The 15,662-nt window shown below is 63.3% G+C and carries 13 protein-coding genes; 5 read left to right on the forward strand and 8 right to left on the reverse strand.

Annotated elements, in window-relative coordinates; translation table 11 throughout:
• Positions 1-173: 173 nt before the first annotated feature.
• From VSR68_RS23875 to recG, 5 genes are all read right to left on the reverse strand, one after another.
• Positions 174-662: a Dps family protein gene (locus VSR68_RS23875; protein ID WP_342942192.1), complete on the reverse strand. Its 489-nt coding sequence runs from the start codon at positions 660-662 to the stop codon at positions 174-176.
• Between the two features lie 173 nt (positions 663-835).
• Positions 836-994, reverse strand: coding sequence for a hypothetical protein (locus tag VSR68_RS23880; RefSeq protein WP_342942193.1), 159 nt, complete (start codon positions 992-994; stop codon positions 836-838).
• Positions 995-1,284: 290 nt separating this feature from the next.
• A complete protein-coding gene (locus VSR68_RS23885) occupies positions 1,285-2,733 on the reverse strand; it encodes a catalase (protein ID WP_342942194.1) in 1,449 nt (482 codons plus the stop codon).
• Positions 2,734-3,111: 378 nt separating this feature from the next.
• Positions 3,112-4,071, reverse strand: coding sequence for a LysR substrate-binding domain-containing protein (locus VSR68_RS23890; protein WP_087732579.1), 960 nt, complete (start codon positions 4,069-4,071; stop codon positions 3,112-3,114).
• A gap of 112 nt (positions 4,072-4,183) precedes the next feature.
• Positions 4,184-6,406: an ATP-dependent DNA helicase RecG gene (gene recG, locus VSR68_RS23895; RefSeq protein WP_342942195.1), complete on the reverse strand. Its 2,223-nt coding sequence runs from the start codon at positions 6,404-6,406 to the stop codon at positions 4,184-4,186.
• 243 nt (positions 6,407-6,649) lie between these two features.
• Here recG and queA point away from each other — a divergent pair, with 243 nt between their 5' ends.
• The 5 genes from queA to secF all read left to right on the forward strand — a co-directional run bounded on the left by queA (position 6,650) and on the right by secF (position 12,682).
• Positions 6,650-7,711 carry a tRNA preQ1(34) S-adenosylmethionine ribosyltransferase-isomerase QueA gene (queA, locus tag VSR68_RS23900; protein WP_342942196.1) on the forward strand — a complete coding sequence of 354 codons (1,062 nt, stop codon included), beginning with the start codon at positions 6,650-6,652 and terminating at the stop codon, positions 7,709-7,711.
• Positions 7,712-7,793: 82 nt separating this feature from the next.
• Positions 7,794-9,005, forward strand: coding sequence for a tRNA guanosine(34) transglycosylase Tgt (tgt, locus tag VSR68_RS23905; protein WP_342942197.1), 1,212 nt, complete (start codon positions 7,794-7,796; stop codon positions 9,003-9,005).
• Between the two features lie 203 nt (positions 9,006-9,208).
• Positions 9,209-9,538, forward strand: a complete 330-nt coding sequence (yajC, locus tag VSR68_RS23910; RefSeq protein ID WP_012401902.1) for a preprotein translocase subunit YajC — start codon at positions 9,209-9,211, stop codon at positions 9,536-9,538.
• Between the two features lie 120 nt (positions 9,539-9,658).
• Positions 9,659-11,713: a protein translocase subunit SecD gene (secD, locus tag VSR68_RS23915; RefSeq protein ID WP_342942198.1), complete on the forward strand. Its 2,055-nt coding sequence runs from the start codon at positions 9,659-9,661 to the stop codon at positions 11,711-11,713.
• An 18-nt stretch (positions 11,714-11,731) separates the two neighbouring features.
• Positions 11,732-12,682: a protein translocase subunit SecF gene (secF, locus tag VSR68_RS23920; RefSeq protein WP_087732575.1), complete on the forward strand. Its 951-nt coding sequence runs from the start codon at positions 11,732-11,734 to the stop codon at positions 12,680-12,682.
• 98 nt (positions 12,683-12,780) lie between these two features.
• Here secF and VSR68_RS23925 read toward each other — a convergent pair whose 3' ends face one another.
• The 3 genes from VSR68_RS23925 to VSR68_RS23935 all read right to left on the reverse strand — a co-directional run bounded on the left by VSR68_RS23925 (position 12,781) and on the right by VSR68_RS23935 (position 15,495).
• A complete protein-coding gene (locus VSR68_RS23925; protein ID WP_342942199.1) occupies positions 12,781-14,058 on the reverse strand; it encodes an MFS transporter in 1,278 nt (425 codons plus the stop codon).
• Positions 14,059-14,321: 263 nt separating this feature from the next.
• Positions 14,322-14,891 (reverse strand): YceI family protein, encoded by a 570-nt coding sequence (locus VSR68_RS23930; protein WP_342942213.1) that lies wholly within the window; start codon positions 14,889-14,891, stop codon positions 14,322-14,324.
• Between the two features lie 40 nt (positions 14,892-14,931).
• Entirely contained in the window at positions 14,932-15,495 is a 564-nt protein-coding gene (locus tag VSR68_RS23935) for a YceI family protein (protein ID WP_342942200.1), read from the reverse strand.
• Positions 15,496-15,662 lie beyond the last annotated feature (167 nt).

The raw sequence follows: 15,662 nt of genomic DNA on the forward strand, positions 1-15,662 counted from the left end.
CGCAGAAATACGGATCCCCGTATTCTAGAGCAGCGCGAGCGACCGCCCCGACCAGACGCGCACACAGGGAAAGGCGACAAAAAAGCCCGACGGGCTAGCACCCATCGGGCTTCACGTTCACCTGCACAGGCCACCGGCGCGTCGAACCGCGCCAGATGGCCCGCCAAAGCGGATTACGCCAGCATCGAACGCAGCATCCACGCGTTCTTTTCGTGCGTCTGCATGCGCTGCGTCAGCAGGTCGGCCGTCGGCTCGTCGTGGGCGGCGTCCGTCACCGGGAAGATCGCGCGCGCGGTGCGCACGACGGCTTCCTGCCCTTCCACCAGCTGGCGGATCATGTCTTCAGCGGCGGGCACGCCGTCCGCTTCGGCGATCGACGACAGCTTCCCGAATTCCTTGTAGCTGCCCGGTGCCGCGACGCCCAGCGCGCGAATGCGCTCGGCGATCAGATCGACGGCTGTGGCCAGTTCCGTGTACTGCGTCTCGAACATCAGATGCAGCGTGTTGAACATCGGACCCGTCACGTTCCAGTGAAAATTGTGGGTCTTCAGATAAAGCGTGTACGTATCGGCGAGAAGGCGCGACAGACCTTCTGCGATCTTCTTGCGATCCTTGTCGCTGATACCAATGTTGACGTGCGGTACGGCTTCTTTCTTGGCCATGATGACTCCTTCTAAGAGTGATACGAACCTGTCTGCATGCCCGGAGTTGCGTGTGTGCAGTCCGTCAACGCTCGAACGTCCGCCAGTTTATCTTAGAAATGGCATGCGTTCGCGCGACGCAATACCTCGCCGATGCGGCTGTTCGGACAGCACACGGCCATGCGCGCGGTTCGTCATCGGCTGATTGCGTGCAGCAGATTCGCGACGATCACTGCGTACCCGCTGCTGACGATCGCGAGCCCCGCGAGCTTCTGAACAAGCATGGGGCTGCGCACTTGTTGCGCGACGTTGCCGGCGCTGTGACCGACTGCGTTCATCACCATCTGAACCATGATCTTTCTCCTGTCGACCAGAGTTGGCGCTTTAGCCGTCGGCTGGAGTTGGCGCATTAGCACTTATTCCAGCCCCATGCAGAGCACTTACTCTGGTCTCATGCAAAGCTGTCGATCCCGAGCTAGCGCTTCAGCGCTTACTCGGGTCCCACGCAAAGCTGTCGACCAGAGCCGGCGTGTCGACGGGAGTTGGCGCTTTAGTGCTTACTCCCATCCCATGCCTTACTCCGGTCCCAAGCAACATCGTTGCCTCAATGCGGGCGCCTCAATCACCACTCGCCCGCTCCACCTCACTTCGCCCTGGCGAGCGCCTCGATAGCCGCCACCACGCCGTCCGCATACGCCGGATCGATCTTGCGGAAGTGCTCGACCTGGCGCGCGACGATATCCGCCGGCACGCCGTCGATCGCCCGCGCGATGTTGGCGAAGAGACGCTCGCGCTGGCCCGCATCGAAGATTCGGAAAAGAGCCGCCGGCTGGCTGTAGTAATCCTCGTCCTCGCGATGGTTGTAGCGATCGACGTTGCCCGCCGCGAGCGGCGGCTCGATCGCGTTGCGGTCCTGCGCGAAGTCGCCGAAACGGTTCGGCTCGTAGTTCACGTTGCCGCCGAGGTTGCCGTCCGTGCGCATGCCGCCGTCGCGATGGAATGAGCGCACATTCGGCGCACGCGACGCGTTCACGGGAATCAGATGGTGATTCACGCCAAGGCGATAGCGCTGCGTGTCGCCGTACGAAAACAGTCGACCCTGCAACAGGCGGTCCGGCGAGAAGCCAATGCCCGGCACCACGTTGGCCGGCGTGAACGCGGCCTGCTCGACGTCCGCGAAGTAGTTCTGCGCGTTGCGGTTCAGCTCGATCACGCCGACGTCGATCAGCGGATAGTCCTTGTACGGCCACACCTTCGTGATATCGAACGGGTTGTAGCGATACGTCGCCGCGTCCGCTTCGGGCATCACCTGAATCCGGAAGCGCCACTTCGGGAAGTTGCCGCTGTCGATCGATCCGATCAGATCGCGCTGAGCACTCTCGCGGTCGCTCGCGACGACTTGCGCGGCTTCTTCGTCGGTGTAGTTCTCGATGCCCTGCATCGACTTGAAGTGGAACTTCACCCAGAAGCGCTCGTCGTTCGCGTTGATGAACGAGAACGTGTGCGAGCCGAAGCCGTGCATCTGCCGATAGTTCCTCGGAATGCCGCGATCGCTCATCACGATCGTCACCTGATGCAGCGACTCCGGATGACGCGAGAAGAAGTCCCACGCGTTTGTCGCGCTGCGCATGTTCGTGTACGGATCGCGCTTTTGCGTATGGATGAAGTCCGGAAACTTCAGCGGATCGCGGATAAAGAACACGGGCGTGTTGTTGCCGACCACGTCCCAGTTGCCTTCTTCCGTGTAGAACTTGATCGAGAAGCCGCGCACGTCGCGTTCGGCGTCGGCGGCGCCGCGCTCGCCCGCGACCGTCGAAAAGCGCATGAAAAGCGGCGTTTCCTTGCCGACTTCCGCAAACACCTTGGCCTTCGTGTAGCGCGAGATGTCGTGCGTCACCGTCAACGTGCCGAATGCACCCGAACCCTTCGCGTGAACGCGGCGCTCGGGAATCACTTCGCGGTCGAAGTGCGCGAGCTTTTCGATCAGCCACACGTCCTGCAACGCGACCGGGCCGCGCGGGCCGGCTGTCAACGAGTTCTGGTTGTCGGCGACGGGTGCGCCCGAGGCGGTCGTGAGATTGCGTTCAGACATATCTGTTCTCCTTGGTAGTTCCGGCGAATGCCGTCCTGGGGAATTCGAATAAGAGGAAAAGCGTTTCAGGCGGCCAGCGCGCGATCAACCAGCAATGCAAACGCGACAGTTCTGAAACTGGACGCGGCATTCACGGCCGGGACCGCTTGCTGCGGCGATGGGGAAACAGACTGGATCGATGACGACGTAGATGGCTGCATGATTCCTCCCGCTTGTTGTGACGGATCTCGGCGACCCACGGAAGAAGTTTATTAAAAACTATCGAATGCGACGATTTGATTAATTTTATGCATTCAATAGTCTCCGCCTCATGCAGAAGGCGGCGGCAGGCGGGTCGTGCATCCCGATGACCGGGATGCACATGCCCTGGCAAAGCTTTTAGTTGACGGCGGCGGGCAGATCGAGCTTCTTCACACCCGGCAGATCGCACGCGGCGACGGCGTCGCAGATCGCGTCGATGGCGGGCATCCGCGTGAAGCTCTTGCGCCATGCGAGCACGACGCGGCGATCCGGCACCGGGTCGTCGAACGGCACGTAGCTGAGCAGCCCCGAATCGACACCGCCCGCGTGCGCCTTCACTTCATGCACCGACATGCGCGGCAGCACCGTAATGCCGACGCCGCTCGCGACCATATGCCGGATCGTTTCCAGCGACGACCCTTCGAACGTCTTCTGGATGCCGTCCGCGTTCTGCGAAAAGCGCATCAATTCCGGGCACACGCCGAGCACGTGATCGCGGAAGCAGTGACCGCTGCCGAGCAAGAGCATCGTTTCCTGCTTCAGGTCGGTCGGATCGATCTTGTGGCGCGACTCCCACGCATGCCCCGACGGCAACGCGACGACGAACGGCTCGTCGTACAGCGGACGCAGCATCAAACCCGTCTCCGGAAACGGCAGCGCCATGATTGCGACATCGATCTCGCCCTGCTTGAGCAGTTCGATCAGCTTGAGCGTGTAGTTTTCCTGAAGCATCAGCGGCATCTGCGGGACGCGCTTGATCATCTGCTTGACGAGCGTGGGCAGCAGGTACGGTCCAATCGTGTAGATGACGCCGAGGCGCAGCGGTCCGACAAGCGGGTCCTTGCCCTGCTTCGCGATTTCCTTGATCGCGAGCGTCTGTTCGAGCACGCGCTGCGCCTGCGTGACGATCTGCTCGCCAATCGGCGTGACGCTGACTTCGCTCGTGCCGCGTTCGAAGATCTGCACGTTCAGTTCGTCTTCGAGCTTCTTGATCGCGACCGACAGCGTCGGCTGGCTCACGAAACACGCTTCCGCCGCGCGGCCGAAATGGCGCTCGCGGGCAACGGCGACGATATATTTCAGTTCTGTGAGGGTCATTGGGGACCAATCAGGGCGATAGATTCGATAGGTTTCTGTTATACACCTATGGGGCCAATTCGCCAACCTTCAAGAGTGCCGCGGCGCGCAAGCGCTTCCCTGTCAGGCCTCGTCAGGCCTTCAGATACTGCTCGCGCGTGTTCAGCCAGCGCAAAAGATGCTGCGTGACGACGTTCGGGTATTGCGCAAGCAGCGTCGCGGCCGCCTCGCGCGTCGGTTCGATCAGCCAGCCGTCGTTTTCCAGATCGGCGAAGCGCAGCATCGCGGCGCCCGATTGCCGCGCGCCGAGAAATTCCCCGGGGCCGCGAATTTCCAGGTCGCGACGGGCGATTTCGAAGCCATCGGTGGTTTCGCGCATCGTCTGCAGACGCGCGCGCGCCGTCATCGACAGCGGTCCCGAATACATCAGCACGCACACCGACGCCGCGCTGCCGCGGCCCACCCGTCCGCGCAACTGATGCAGTTGCGCGAGCCCGAAGCGCTCTGCGTGCTCGATCACCATCAGAGACGCGTTCGGCACGTCGACGCCCACTTCGATCACCGTCGTCGCGACCAGCAACTGCACTTCGTTGCGAGTGAACGCGTCCATCACGGCCGCTTTCTCGACGGGCGTCAGGCGACCGTGCACGAGGCCGACTTTCAGCTCCGGCAGCGCGGCGATGAGCGTTTCGTAAGTTTCGACGGCCGTCTGCAATTGCAGCGTCTCGCTTTCCTCGATCAGCGGACAGACCCAGTACACCTGGCGTCCCGTCAGCGCCGCTTCGCGCACGCGGCCGATCACTTCGTCGCGGCGTCCGTCCGATACCAGCTTGGTCAGGATCGGCGTGCGGCCGGGCGGCAGCTCGTCGATCGTCGAGACGTCGAGGTCCGCGTAGTACGTCATCGCGAGCGTGCGCGGGATCGGCGTCGCGGACATCATCAGTTGATGCGGCTGGAAATCGCGTGCGCCGTCGGCGGCGTTTTGCGCTTTCGCGCGCAGCGCAAGCCGCTGCTCGACGCCGAAGCGATGCTGCTCGTCGACGATCACGAGGCCGAGCCGCGCGAATTCGACCGCGTCCTGAATGATCGCGTGCGTGCCGATCACGAGTTGCGCGGTGCCGAGCGCCGCCGCTTCGAGCGCACTGCGCTTTTCCTTCGTCTTGAGGCTGCCCGCGAGCCACGCGACCGTCACGCCGAGCGGCTCCAGCCAGCCGCGCAGCTTGCGCGCGTGCTGTTCGGCGAGGATTTCCGTCGGCGCCATCATCGCGGCCTGATAACCGGCGTCGATGGCCTGCGCGGCCGCGAGCGCCGCGACGATCGTCTTGCCGCTGCCGACGTCGCCCTGCAACAGACGCTGCATCGGATGCGGCTGCGTCAGATCGTGCGCGATCTCCGCGCTCACGCGCTGCTGCGCGCCCGTCAGCGCAAAAGGCAGCGCCTTCAACAGACGCGCGACGAGCGATGCGTCGTCGGCGGGCGAGCGGCGCGGCATCGTCGGCGCGGCGCGCGTGCGGCGCTCTTCGTGCGCGCGCTTGAGCGACATCTGCTGCGCGAGCAGTTCCTCGAACTTGATGCGCGTCCACGCGGGATGCGTGCCGTCGATCAGCGCCGTTTCGTCGGCATGCGAAGTCGGATGGTGCAGCGTGCGCACGGCGTCCATCAGCGGCGGCACGTCGAGCGGCTGCAAATATTGCCGCGCGACAGGCTCGGGCAACAGCTCCGGCAACGACGTGCGCGACAGAGCGTTGTCGATCGCCTTGCGCAGATACGCCTGCGAAACGCCCGCCGTGCTCGGATAGACGGGCGTGAGCGCTTGCGGCAGCGGCGTGTCTTCATCGACGACGCGCACGGCCGGATGCACCATCTCCATCCCGAAGAAACCGCCGCGCACGTCGCCGCGCACGCGCAGCCGCACGCCGACCGACATCTGCTTGACCTGCGAGCCGTAGAAATTGAGGAAGCGCAGGATCAGCTCGTCGCCCGCGTCGTCGCGCATTTTCACCAGCAACTGGCGGCGCGGCCGGTACGCGATTTCGTTGTCGAACACGACGCCTTCCGTCTGCGCGACGCCGCCGGGCAGGAGTTCGCCGATCGGCGTCAGCGACGTTTCGTCCTCGTAGCGCATGGGCAGATGCAGCACGAGATCGATGTCGCGCGTGAGGCCGAGTTTCGCGAGCTTGTCGGCCGTTTTCGCGATCGTGGGCTTTTTCGCGGCGGGCTTCTTCGCGTCTTGAGCGTCGGGCACAGCGTGCTCCTGAGCCGCGTCCTCGCCCGCCTTGCTCCGCGCGGCGCGGCGCTTCTTCGGGGCGCCGGCGTCGTCGGTGTCGAGGGGGGAACGGGTATCGGACAAAGGCATGAGTCGCTTCGCAAGTACAATATCGGCTTCAGAAGTTTCGCGGCCAGCGCGCGCCAGTCGGGCGCGCATGCATGACCGCTGCGGCAATGTCCCGCAATCATAGCCGCTCGACGGCCGCTGGCGTACCCGCTATGGATCGCGTCGTCGATCCCGTCGCCGGTCCGGCTTCGTTCCAGCTTTGTCCCGTCCGAGACGGCAATCCGGTTTCATTTCGCATCACATCAGCACATCAAGTCAGTCCGCATGTTCACGCTTTCCGATTTCGATTTCGACCTGCCACCCGAACTGATCGCACAAGTTGCGTTGCCCGAGCGCAGCGCGAGCCGTCTGCTCGAAGTGAATGGCCAGACGAAGCCCGCGACGTTCGCCGACCGCCATTTCGCCGATCTGCCCGAGCTCGTCGATGCCGGCGACCTGCTCGTATTCAACGATACCAAAGTGCTGAAGGCGCGCTTCCTCGGCCAGAAGGCCAGTGGCGGCAAGATCGAAGTGCTCGTCGAGCGCCTGACGGGCGAGCGTACCGCGCTCGCGCAGATCCGCGCGAGCAAGAGTCCGGCGCCGGGCACGATGCTGCGTCTCGCCGATGCGTTCGACGTCACCGTCGGCGAGCGCGTCGAGCCGTTCTACACGCTGCACTTCCCGGACGACTGCCTGACGCTCATCGAGCAGCACGGCCGCCTGCCGCTGCCGCCGTATATCGAGCATGACCCCGACGCATTCGACGAAACGCGCTATCAGACCGTGTACGCGCAAAATCCGGGCGCCGTCGCCGCGCCGACGGCCGGGCTGCATTTCGACGATTCGATCTTCGCGCGGCTCGACGAAAAAGGCGTGGAGCGCGCGACGCTCACGCTGCACGTCGGCGCGGGCACGTTCCAGCCGGTGCGCGTCGAGAACATCGCCGAGCACAAGATGCATAGCGAGTGGTATCGGTTGCCGCAGTCGCTCGCGGACAGGATCGCGGCGACGAAGGCGCGCGGCAATCGCGTGATCGCGGTGGGCACGACGTCGATGCGCGCACTCGAAGCCGCCGCGCGCGACGCCGAAGCTGCGGGCCGTCCGCTTGCCGCGACGAGCGCCGACACGGATATTTTCATCACGCCGGGCTACAGGTTTCGCGTCGTCGACCGGCTGGTGACGAATTTCCATTTGCCGAAGTCGACGCTGCTGATGCTCGTGTCCGCGTTCGCGGGCATCGAGACGATACGTGCGGCGTATCGGCATGCAATCGAGGAGCGCTACCGCTTTTTCAGCTACGGCGACGCGATGCTGCTCACGCGCAGCGACGACGCGCTGAACGCATAATCCAACACCGCCGCCGGAAATCTTCTGGCGGCGTTTATCATCTGCGCCAGACTGTTTTCTGGTGGCACAGGAGTACAAGAAGATGACCGACGGTCACAACAACGCTGCACGCGCGGACCACGGCGCCTACCTCGGCGACCACGTTCGCCCCGACAACGGCCTGAAGTTCGAGCTGCTGAAAACCGACGGCCAGGCGCGCCGCGGACGTCTGACGCTCAATCACGGCGTGATCGAAACGCCGATCTTCATGCCCGTCGGCACGTATGGCACCGTGAAGGCGATCCAGCCGCGCGAGCTCGAGGAAATCCGCGCGCAAATCATCCTCGGCAACACGTTTCACCTCTGGCTGCGCCCCGGTCTCGAAACGATCGCGGCGCATGGCGGCCTGCACGGCTTCATGGGCTGGAAGCGGCCGATCCTTACCGACTCCGGCGGCTTCCAGGTTTTCTCGCTCGGCGATCTGCGCAAGATCACCGAAGACGGCGTGACCTTCGCGTCGCCGATCAACGGCGACAAGCTGTTCCTGTCGCCGGAAGTGTCGATGCAGATCCAGAAGGTGCTGAACTCCGACATCGTGATGCAGTTCGACGAATGCACGCCCTACGCGACCAACGGCGTGCCGACGTCGCACGAGGACGCCGCCGATTCGATGCGCATGTCGATGCGCTGGGCGAAGCGCTCGATCGACGAATTCAACCGGCTCGACAATCCGAACGCGCTCTTCGGCATCGTCCAGGGCGGCATGTTCGAAGACCTGCGCGACGAGTCGCTCGCGGGGCTGTCGGAGATCGGCTTTCACGGCCTCGCGATCGGCGGGCTGTCCGTCGGCGAGCCGAAGGAAGACATGATGCGCGTGCTGAATCACATCGGCCCGAAGCTGCCCGCCGACAAGCCGCACTACCTGATGGGCGTCGGCACGCCGGAAGACCTCGTGGCGGGCGTCGCGGCGGGCGTCGACATGTTCGACTGCGTGATGCCGACCCGCAACGCGCGCAACGGCTGGCTCTTCACGCGCTACGGCGACATCAAGATCCGCAACGCGACGCACAAGAACTCGCTGCGCCCGCTCGACGAGCAATGCGGCTGCTACACGTGCCGCAACTTCACGCGCGGCTATCTGCATCATCTGCATCGCGTCGGCGAAATTCTCGGCGCGCAGCTGAACACGATCCACAACCTGCACTACTACCTCGAACTGATGCAGGAGATGCGCGATGCCATCGACGGGCAGATGTTCGACGCGTTCAAGAAGCTATTTCACGAAAACCGGGCGCGCGGGACGGACCAGAGTTAAACGACGCTCGACGCAAGCACGTCGGGCAACGCGCGGAAAGCATCCTCCCAGATAGCGCAGCAGATATTACAATTTACTTTCGGCGAAGCACCCGAAACCCCTTGACAGCCCGTCAGGAAAACCTGTTCCGGGTGCCGTCCCGTAAATGGCCGGTGGTAGAATAACCGGCTGATTTTTTTGATTGTTATAACGGAGAGACCAACGTGTCGTTCATTTCCAATGCCTTCGCGCAAGGCAGTGCAGCAGGTGGCGCCGAATCGAGCCTGATGAGCTTCCTGCCGCTGATTCTGATGTTCGCGGTGCTCTACTTCATCATGATTCGCCCGCAAATGAAGCGCCAGAAGGAACACCGCAACATGCTCGCCGCGATGGCGAAAGGCGACGAAGTGGTGACGAACGGCGGCATCGTCGGCAAGGTGACCAAGGTCGGCGAAGCGTATGTTGGCGTCGAAATCGCGGAAGGCACTGAAATCACCGTGCAGAAGGCGTCGGTCACGACCATTCTGCCGAAGGGCACCCTGAAGTCGCTGTAAGGCCTGCTCTCTCGCGTCCGGCGCGGCCTCGCGCCGGTCGAAGCCCGCCCAGGCGCTTCCGCTCGCCGCGCTCATCGCCGGACGCATCGCACTCAAGCCAACCTCCCGTTGGACCACTCCATGAATCGTTACCCCCTCTGGAAATATGTCGTGATGCTGGTGGCGCTCGTCATCGGCCTCGTGTACACGCTGCCCAATTTCTTCGGCGAAGCGCCGGCGGTGCAGGTGTCGAGCGGCAAGGCCACGGTGAAGCTCGATTCGACCACGCTGTCGCAGGTCGAAGCGGCGCTCGCATCGAGCCAGATCAAGCCGGACGACGTCACGTTCGACAACTCCACGTTGAACGCGAACATTCGCGTGCGCGTGAAGGACACCGACACGCAGCTGCGCGTCAAGGACCTGCTGCAAAAGTCGCTCAATAGCGACCCGAGCGATCCGCAGTACATCGTCGCGCTGAACCTGCAGAGCGCATCGCCGCACTGGCTGACTGCGCTGCACGCGCTGCCGATGTATCTGGGTCTGGATCTGCGCGGCGGCGTGCACTTCCTGCTGCAGGTCGACATGGCGGGCGCGCTGAACAAGAAGCTGGATTCGGACGCCTCGGATGCGCGCACGCTGCTGCGCGACAAGAACATCCGCGACGGCGGCGTGAACCGCGTCGGCCAGTCGGTCGTCGTCAATTTCGCGGACCAGAGCGTCGCGGAAAACGCGCTCACGCAGCTGCAAGCAGGCGTCAACGAACTGCAGTGGGCCACGCAGCCGAACCCGAGCGGCGGCGTCCAGGTGGTGGGCACGTTCACGCCGGCCGTGCAGAAAACGGTGCAGGACGCGGCGCTCAAGCAGAACATCACGACGCTGCATAACCGCGTCAACGAACTCGGCGTGGCCGAGCCGGTGATCCAGCAGCAAGGCCCCGACCGCATCGTCGTCGAGCTGCCGGGCGTGCAGGACACGGCGAAGGCAAAGGACATCATCGGCCGCACGGCGACGCTCGAAGCGCGTCTCGCCGATCCGAACGGCCTGCATCCGAACCCGAGCGACCCCGTGCCGGCCGGCGACGAGCTGTTCACGCAGGGCAACCAGGCGCCCGTGCTGCTGCGCAAGGCCGTGATCTTCACGGGCGACCGCATCATCGACGCGTCGGCGGGCTTCGACGAGCACCAGCGTCCTTCCGTCAATATCCGTCTCGATTCGGCGGGCGGACGCGCGGTGCGCAGCGTGTCGCGCGACAACATCGGCAAGCCGATGGCGATGGTGCTGTTCGAAAAGGGCAAGGGCGAAGTGCTGACGGTTGCGACGATCCAGTCGGAACTGGGCGACCGCTTCCAGATCACGGGCCAGCCGACGCCGCAAGCGGCAACCGATCTCGCGCTGCTGCTGCGCGCCGGCTCGCTCGCGGCGCCGATGGACATCATCGAAGAACGCACGATCGGCCCGAGCCTCGGCGCGGACAACATCAAGAAGGGCTTCGATTCCGTCGTCTACGGCTTCATCGCGATCGCGGCGTTCATGATCGCGTACTACATGCTGTTCGGCCTGATCTCGATGATCGGGCTGTCGGTGAACCTGCTGCTGCTGATCGCGATCCTGTCGATGCTGCAGGCCACGCTGACACTGCCCGGCATCGCCGCTATCGCACTCGCGCTCGGTATGGCGATCGACGCGAACGTGCTGATCAACGAGCGCGTGCGCGAAGAACTGCGCAACGGCGCGCCGCCGCAACTGGCGATCCAGAACGGCTACGCGCACGCATGGGCGACGATTCTCGACTCGAACGTGACCACGCTGATCGCCGGTCTCGCGCTGCTCGCGTTCGGCTCCGGACCGGTGCGCGGCTTTGCCGTCGTGCACTGTATCGGCATTCTGACGTCGATGTTCTCGGCCGTGTTCTTCTCGCGCGGCCTCGTGAACCTGTGGTACGGCGGCAAGAAGAAGCTGAAGTCGCTTGCTGTCGGCCAGGTATGGAAGCCGGCTGCCGCCGACGGCGCAACGGCTTATCTCGACAACGCCGACACGGACACCGACACGGCACGCGCGATGGCGGCGACAACGGCGCCGAAGGCAAAGGCCAAGGCGAAAGCGCCCGCCGGCAACGCGCAAGCCCGCACCGGCAAGCCGACGCTGCGCAACCGCAACGCGCCGGATGGCACGAAGAAACCGGGTTCATCCCGCTGAGTCCCGGAGAAAGAGAACATGGAATTTTTCCGCATCCGTAAAGACATTCCGTTCATGCAGCGCGCGTTGATCTTCAACGCGATCTCGCTGCTGACGTTCATCGCCGCTGTGTTTTTCCTGCTGCATCGCGGACTGCATCTTTCCGTGGAGTTCACGGGCGGCACGGTCATCGAAGTGCAGTATCCGGGCGCGGTGCCGCTAGAACCCGTGCGCGACACGCTGACGAAGATCGGCTACGGCGACGCGCAGGTGCAGAACTTCGGCACCTCGCGCGACGTGCTGATCCGTCTGCCGCTGAAGCAGGGCCTGACGTCGGCGCAGCAAAGCGATCAGGTGATGTCCGCGCTGAAGGGCCAGGACGCGAACGCGAAGCTGCAACGCGTCGAGTTCGTCGGTCCGCAGGTCGGCAAGGAGCTCGCGACCGACGGCCTGCTCGCGCTCGCTTGCGTGGTCGCCGGCATCGTGATCTATCTGTCGTTCCGCTTCGAGTGGAAGTACGCAATCGCGGGCGTGATCGCGAACCTGCACGACGTCGTGATCATTCTCGGCTTCTTCGCGTTCTTCCAGTGGGAATTCTCGCTGTCGGTGCTGGCCGCCGTGCTCGCAGTGCTCGGCTATTCGGTGAACGAATCGGTGGTTATCTTCGACCGGATTCGCGAGACCTTCCGCCGCGAACGCAAGATGAGCGTGATGGAAGTGATCAACCATGCAATCACGAGCACGATGTCGCGCACGATCATCACGCACGGCTGTACGCAGATGATGGTGCTGTCGATGTTCCTGTTCGGCGGCCCGACGCTGCACTACTTCGCGCTCGCGCTGACGGTCGGCATTCTGTTCGGCATCTACTCGTCGGTGTTCGTCGCGGCGGCGCTGGCGATGTGGTTCGGCGTGAAGCGTGAAGACCTGCTGAAGGAAAAGAAGGAACGCCACGATCCGAACGATCCGAACGCAGGCGCGCAGGTTTGATCGGTTGCGTTTGAGACGTTCTGAGGCATAAAACAAAAGGCCGGTTCGAAACTGAACCGGCCTTTGTCGTTTACGGCGGCGGCATAGCAGCCACGCGATCACCTGAACCCAAGCTTGCGCCGCGCCGCCACCAGCGCGATCACGCTCACGACGGCCGCGAACATCAGATAGAAGCTCGGCGCGACTTTCGAATCCGTCGCGCGAATGAGCCACGCGATGATGAACGGCCCGAAGCCGCCGAAGATCGTCACAGCGATGTTATAGGCGAGCGACATGCCCGTCGTGCGCGTCTGCACCGGGAAGATTTCCGACAGCAGGCCCGGCAGCGAGCCGAAATAGCCCGTCATCAGGAAGCCGAACAGGATCTGCATCAGCATCAGCGTGCCGAACGTCGGATGCGCGACCAGATACGTGAACGCCGGCAGGATCAGCAGGAACAGCAGCACGGCGGGCACGAGCATGATCCGCACGCGTCCGTAGCGGTCGGACAGATGACCGACGATCGGCGAGAACACCAGCTGGATCACGCCCACGAGCGAAATGGCCGCGAATGCCACGGAAGGCGCGAGACCCAGTTGCTTGATCGCATAAGTCGGCATGAACAGCACGAGGTACGTCGACACCGTTCCGAGCACGACGATGCCCATGCCGATGAAGAGCCTCGTCTTCTGGCTCGCGAACGTATCGCGGATCGGCGTCTGCGTGGTTTCGGCGGCGAGGAATTCGGGCGTTTCGTCGAGCTTCGTGCGGATATACCACGCGACGGGCCCGATCAGCAGCCCAAAGAAGAACGGCACGCGCCAGCCCCACGCGCTCAGCTGTTCCGGCGACAGTTCGCCCGTCAGCACGACGCCGAACAGCGCGGCGAGCAGCGTCGTCAAGCCCTGGCTCGCGATCTGCCAGCTCGCGAAATAGCCGCGCCGGCCCGGCACGTGCTCGGCGAGAAACGCGGTGGCGCTGCCGAACTCGCCGCCCGCCGAGAAGCCCTGCATCAGCCGCGCGACGACGAGAATCAGCGGCGCGGCGATTCCGATCGACTGCCAGGTCGGCAGCACGGCGATGATCAGCGTGCCCATCATCATCAGCACGATCGACAGCGTGAGCGCGGCCTTGCGCCCCGCCTTGTCCGCATACGCGCCGAGCACGATCGCACCGAGCGGCCGCATGAAGAAAGAGACGCCGAACGTGCCGAGCGTCAGCAGCAGCGACACCGTATCGTTGCCCGCCGGAAAGAACAGCTTTGAAATGACGACGGCGAAAAAACCATAGACGACGAGATCGAACCATTCCAGCGCGTTGCCGATCGATGCGGCGACCACCGTGCGCCACGTATCGGGACGATTTTGCGCCGCGCTCGCGGCTATCGTTGAACTCATTGCAGATCTCCAGGTGCGCGCGAGGTAGTCGTTGTCGTGGCAATCAGCGGAATTGCCCGCGTCTGTCATGTTTGCCGGGACTCGATGCGCGCACAACCGGTCCGGCGTCTGCCTCACTATGTACCGCAAAAAAGAAATCCGCACGAGACGTGAAAGCGCCAGGTGTTCACCGCCTTCGCTGTCATCACGAAGAAACCAATGAAAAAGCCGCTTCGTCGCCAATGCGGACGAAGCGGCTTGCGCGCCGGTTCAGGCGAGAACGCTTACTGCTTGATGCCTTCCGCCTGGATGTGCAGCACCGTCTTCATGCTGAAACCATATTTGGTGCCGAAGTCCATCCCATAGTCCGCGCGGTTGAACTCGCCCTCCGCTTCCACGCCGCACACTTCGCGCTTCAGCACGGGATGCTGGATGCATTTGAACGATTCGATCTTCAGGCTCAGCGGCTTCGTAACGCCCTTCATCGTGAACTGGCCGTCCACGGCGACGGGCCTATCGCCGTCAAACTTGATCGCCGTGCCTTTGTACGTCGCCGCCGGATACTTGGCGACGTCGAAGAAATCGGGCGAACGCAGATGCTCCTCGAGCTTCGTGTTGCCGATCTGGATCGACGATGTATCCACCGAGACCTCCACCGTGCCCGTCTTCGCTCCGCGATCGAGCGTCACCGTGCCGGAGCTTTTCGTGAACTTGCCGCGCCACGTGGACACGCCGCCCATATGATCCGCTTCGAAGCTCGGATAGGTGTGTGCCGGATCGAGCTGATAGGTATCGGCGGCAAACGCGCCCGCCGCAATCGACGACGCCAGTGCGCCGGCAGCAATCAAAAGCATCGGTTTCACTTCATTCTCCTTTCTGTGTGCATGCGATGAATCATTTGCTCGCGGCGACGATATGGAACTTGATCGTCACGTCGTCCGCGACCACCGACGTATCCTTCCATTCGCCCGTGCCGATATCGAACTGCGAGCGCTTGACGGACACCGAACCGTCGTAGACCTGCGCGGCGCCCTGCTTCGTCATCGTGACGGGCACGACGACTGTCTGCGACTTGCCCTTCATCGTCAGCTTGCCCGTGACCTTGAACTGGTTGGTGCCCGCGGGCGCGATCGCGCTGGATACGAAGGTCGCCGTCGGATACGTCTTCGAATCGAACCACTCCTTGCCGCGCACCTGTTCGTTGTAGCTTTCGTCGCCGAGATCGTAGCTCGACGTGTCGATCGTGACCTGCGCGGTGCCCGACGTCGGCTTCGAAGGATCGAACGAGACTTGCGCGGTGAACTTGCCGAACTTGCCTTCGACGGGCACGTTCATCTGCTTCGACGTCGCCGTGACCGTGCTCTTGCCCATGTCGACCTGCGCGAACGCGGCACCCGACGCGGCCAGCGACGCCGCAGCAAACGCAGCGAGCATGCAGCGATAGAACGAAACCTTCATGTTTATTATATGGACGCCTCCCGTTTGCCAAGAGATTGTTTGTGCTGGTGGACAGGAAGGCTGCGGTTTTATATCCGGCCTTGTTGCAGGTCGAACCCGCTGGCCTCGATGGAATCCGCTGACCCACGCCTCATTTCCTTAACGGGCTTTTTAGCCCGGAAAAACAT

The organism is Paraburkholderia phymatum, from assembly GCF_038900715.1.
Classification (GTDB): domain Bacteria; phylum Pseudomonadota; class Gammaproteobacteria; order Burkholderiales; family Burkholderiaceae; genus Paraburkholderia; species Paraburkholderia phymatum_A.

Bases quoted from the DNA above. Each gene is read 5' to 3' on its own strand.
- VSR68_RS23880 (WP_342942193.1), bottom strand. From the start codon at position 994: ATGGTTCAGATGGTGATGAACGCAGTCGGTCACAGCGCCGGCAACGTC.
- VSR68_RS23935 (WP_342942200.1), bottom strand. From the start codon at position 15,495: ATGAAGGTTTCGTTCTATCGCTGCATGCTCGCTGCGTTTGCTGCGGCG.
- secF (WP_087732575.1), top strand. From the start codon at position 11,732: ATGGAATTTTTCCGCATCCGTAAAGACATTCCGTTCATGCAGCGCGCG.
- VSR68_RS23885 (WP_342942194.1), bottom strand. From the start codon at position 2,733: ATGTCTGAACGCAATCTCACGACCGCCTCGGGCGCACCCGTCGCCGAC.
- VSR68_RS23930 (WP_342942213.1), bottom strand. From the start codon at position 14,891: ATGCTTTTGATTGCTGCCGGCGCACTGGCGTCGTCGATTGCGGCGGGC.
- VSR68_RS23890 (WP_087732579.1), bottom strand. From the start codon at position 4,071: ATGACCCTCACAGAACTGAAATATATCGTCGCCGTTGCCCGCGAGCGC.
- VSR68_RS23925 (WP_342942199.1), bottom strand. From the start codon at position 14,058: ATGAGTTCAACGATAGCCGCGAGCGCGGCGCAAAATCGTCCCGATACG.
- recG (WP_342942195.1), bottom strand. From the start codon at position 6,406: ATGCCTTTGTCCGATACCCGTTCCCCCCTCGACACCGACGACGCCGGC.
- queA (WP_342942196.1), top strand. From the start codon at position 6,650: ATGTTCACGCTTTCCGATTTCGATTTCGACCTGCCACCCGAACTGATC.
- tgt (WP_342942197.1), top strand. From the start codon at position 7,794: ATGACCGACGGTCACAACAACGCTGCACGCGCGGACCACGGCGCCTAC.
- VSR68_RS23875 (WP_342942192.1), bottom strand. From the start codon at position 662: ATGGCCAAGAAAGAAGCCGTACCGCACGTCAACATTGGTATCAGCGAC.
- secD (WP_342942198.1), top strand. From the start codon at position 9,659: ATGAATCGTTACCCCCTCTGGAAATATGTCGTGATGCTGGTGGCGCTC.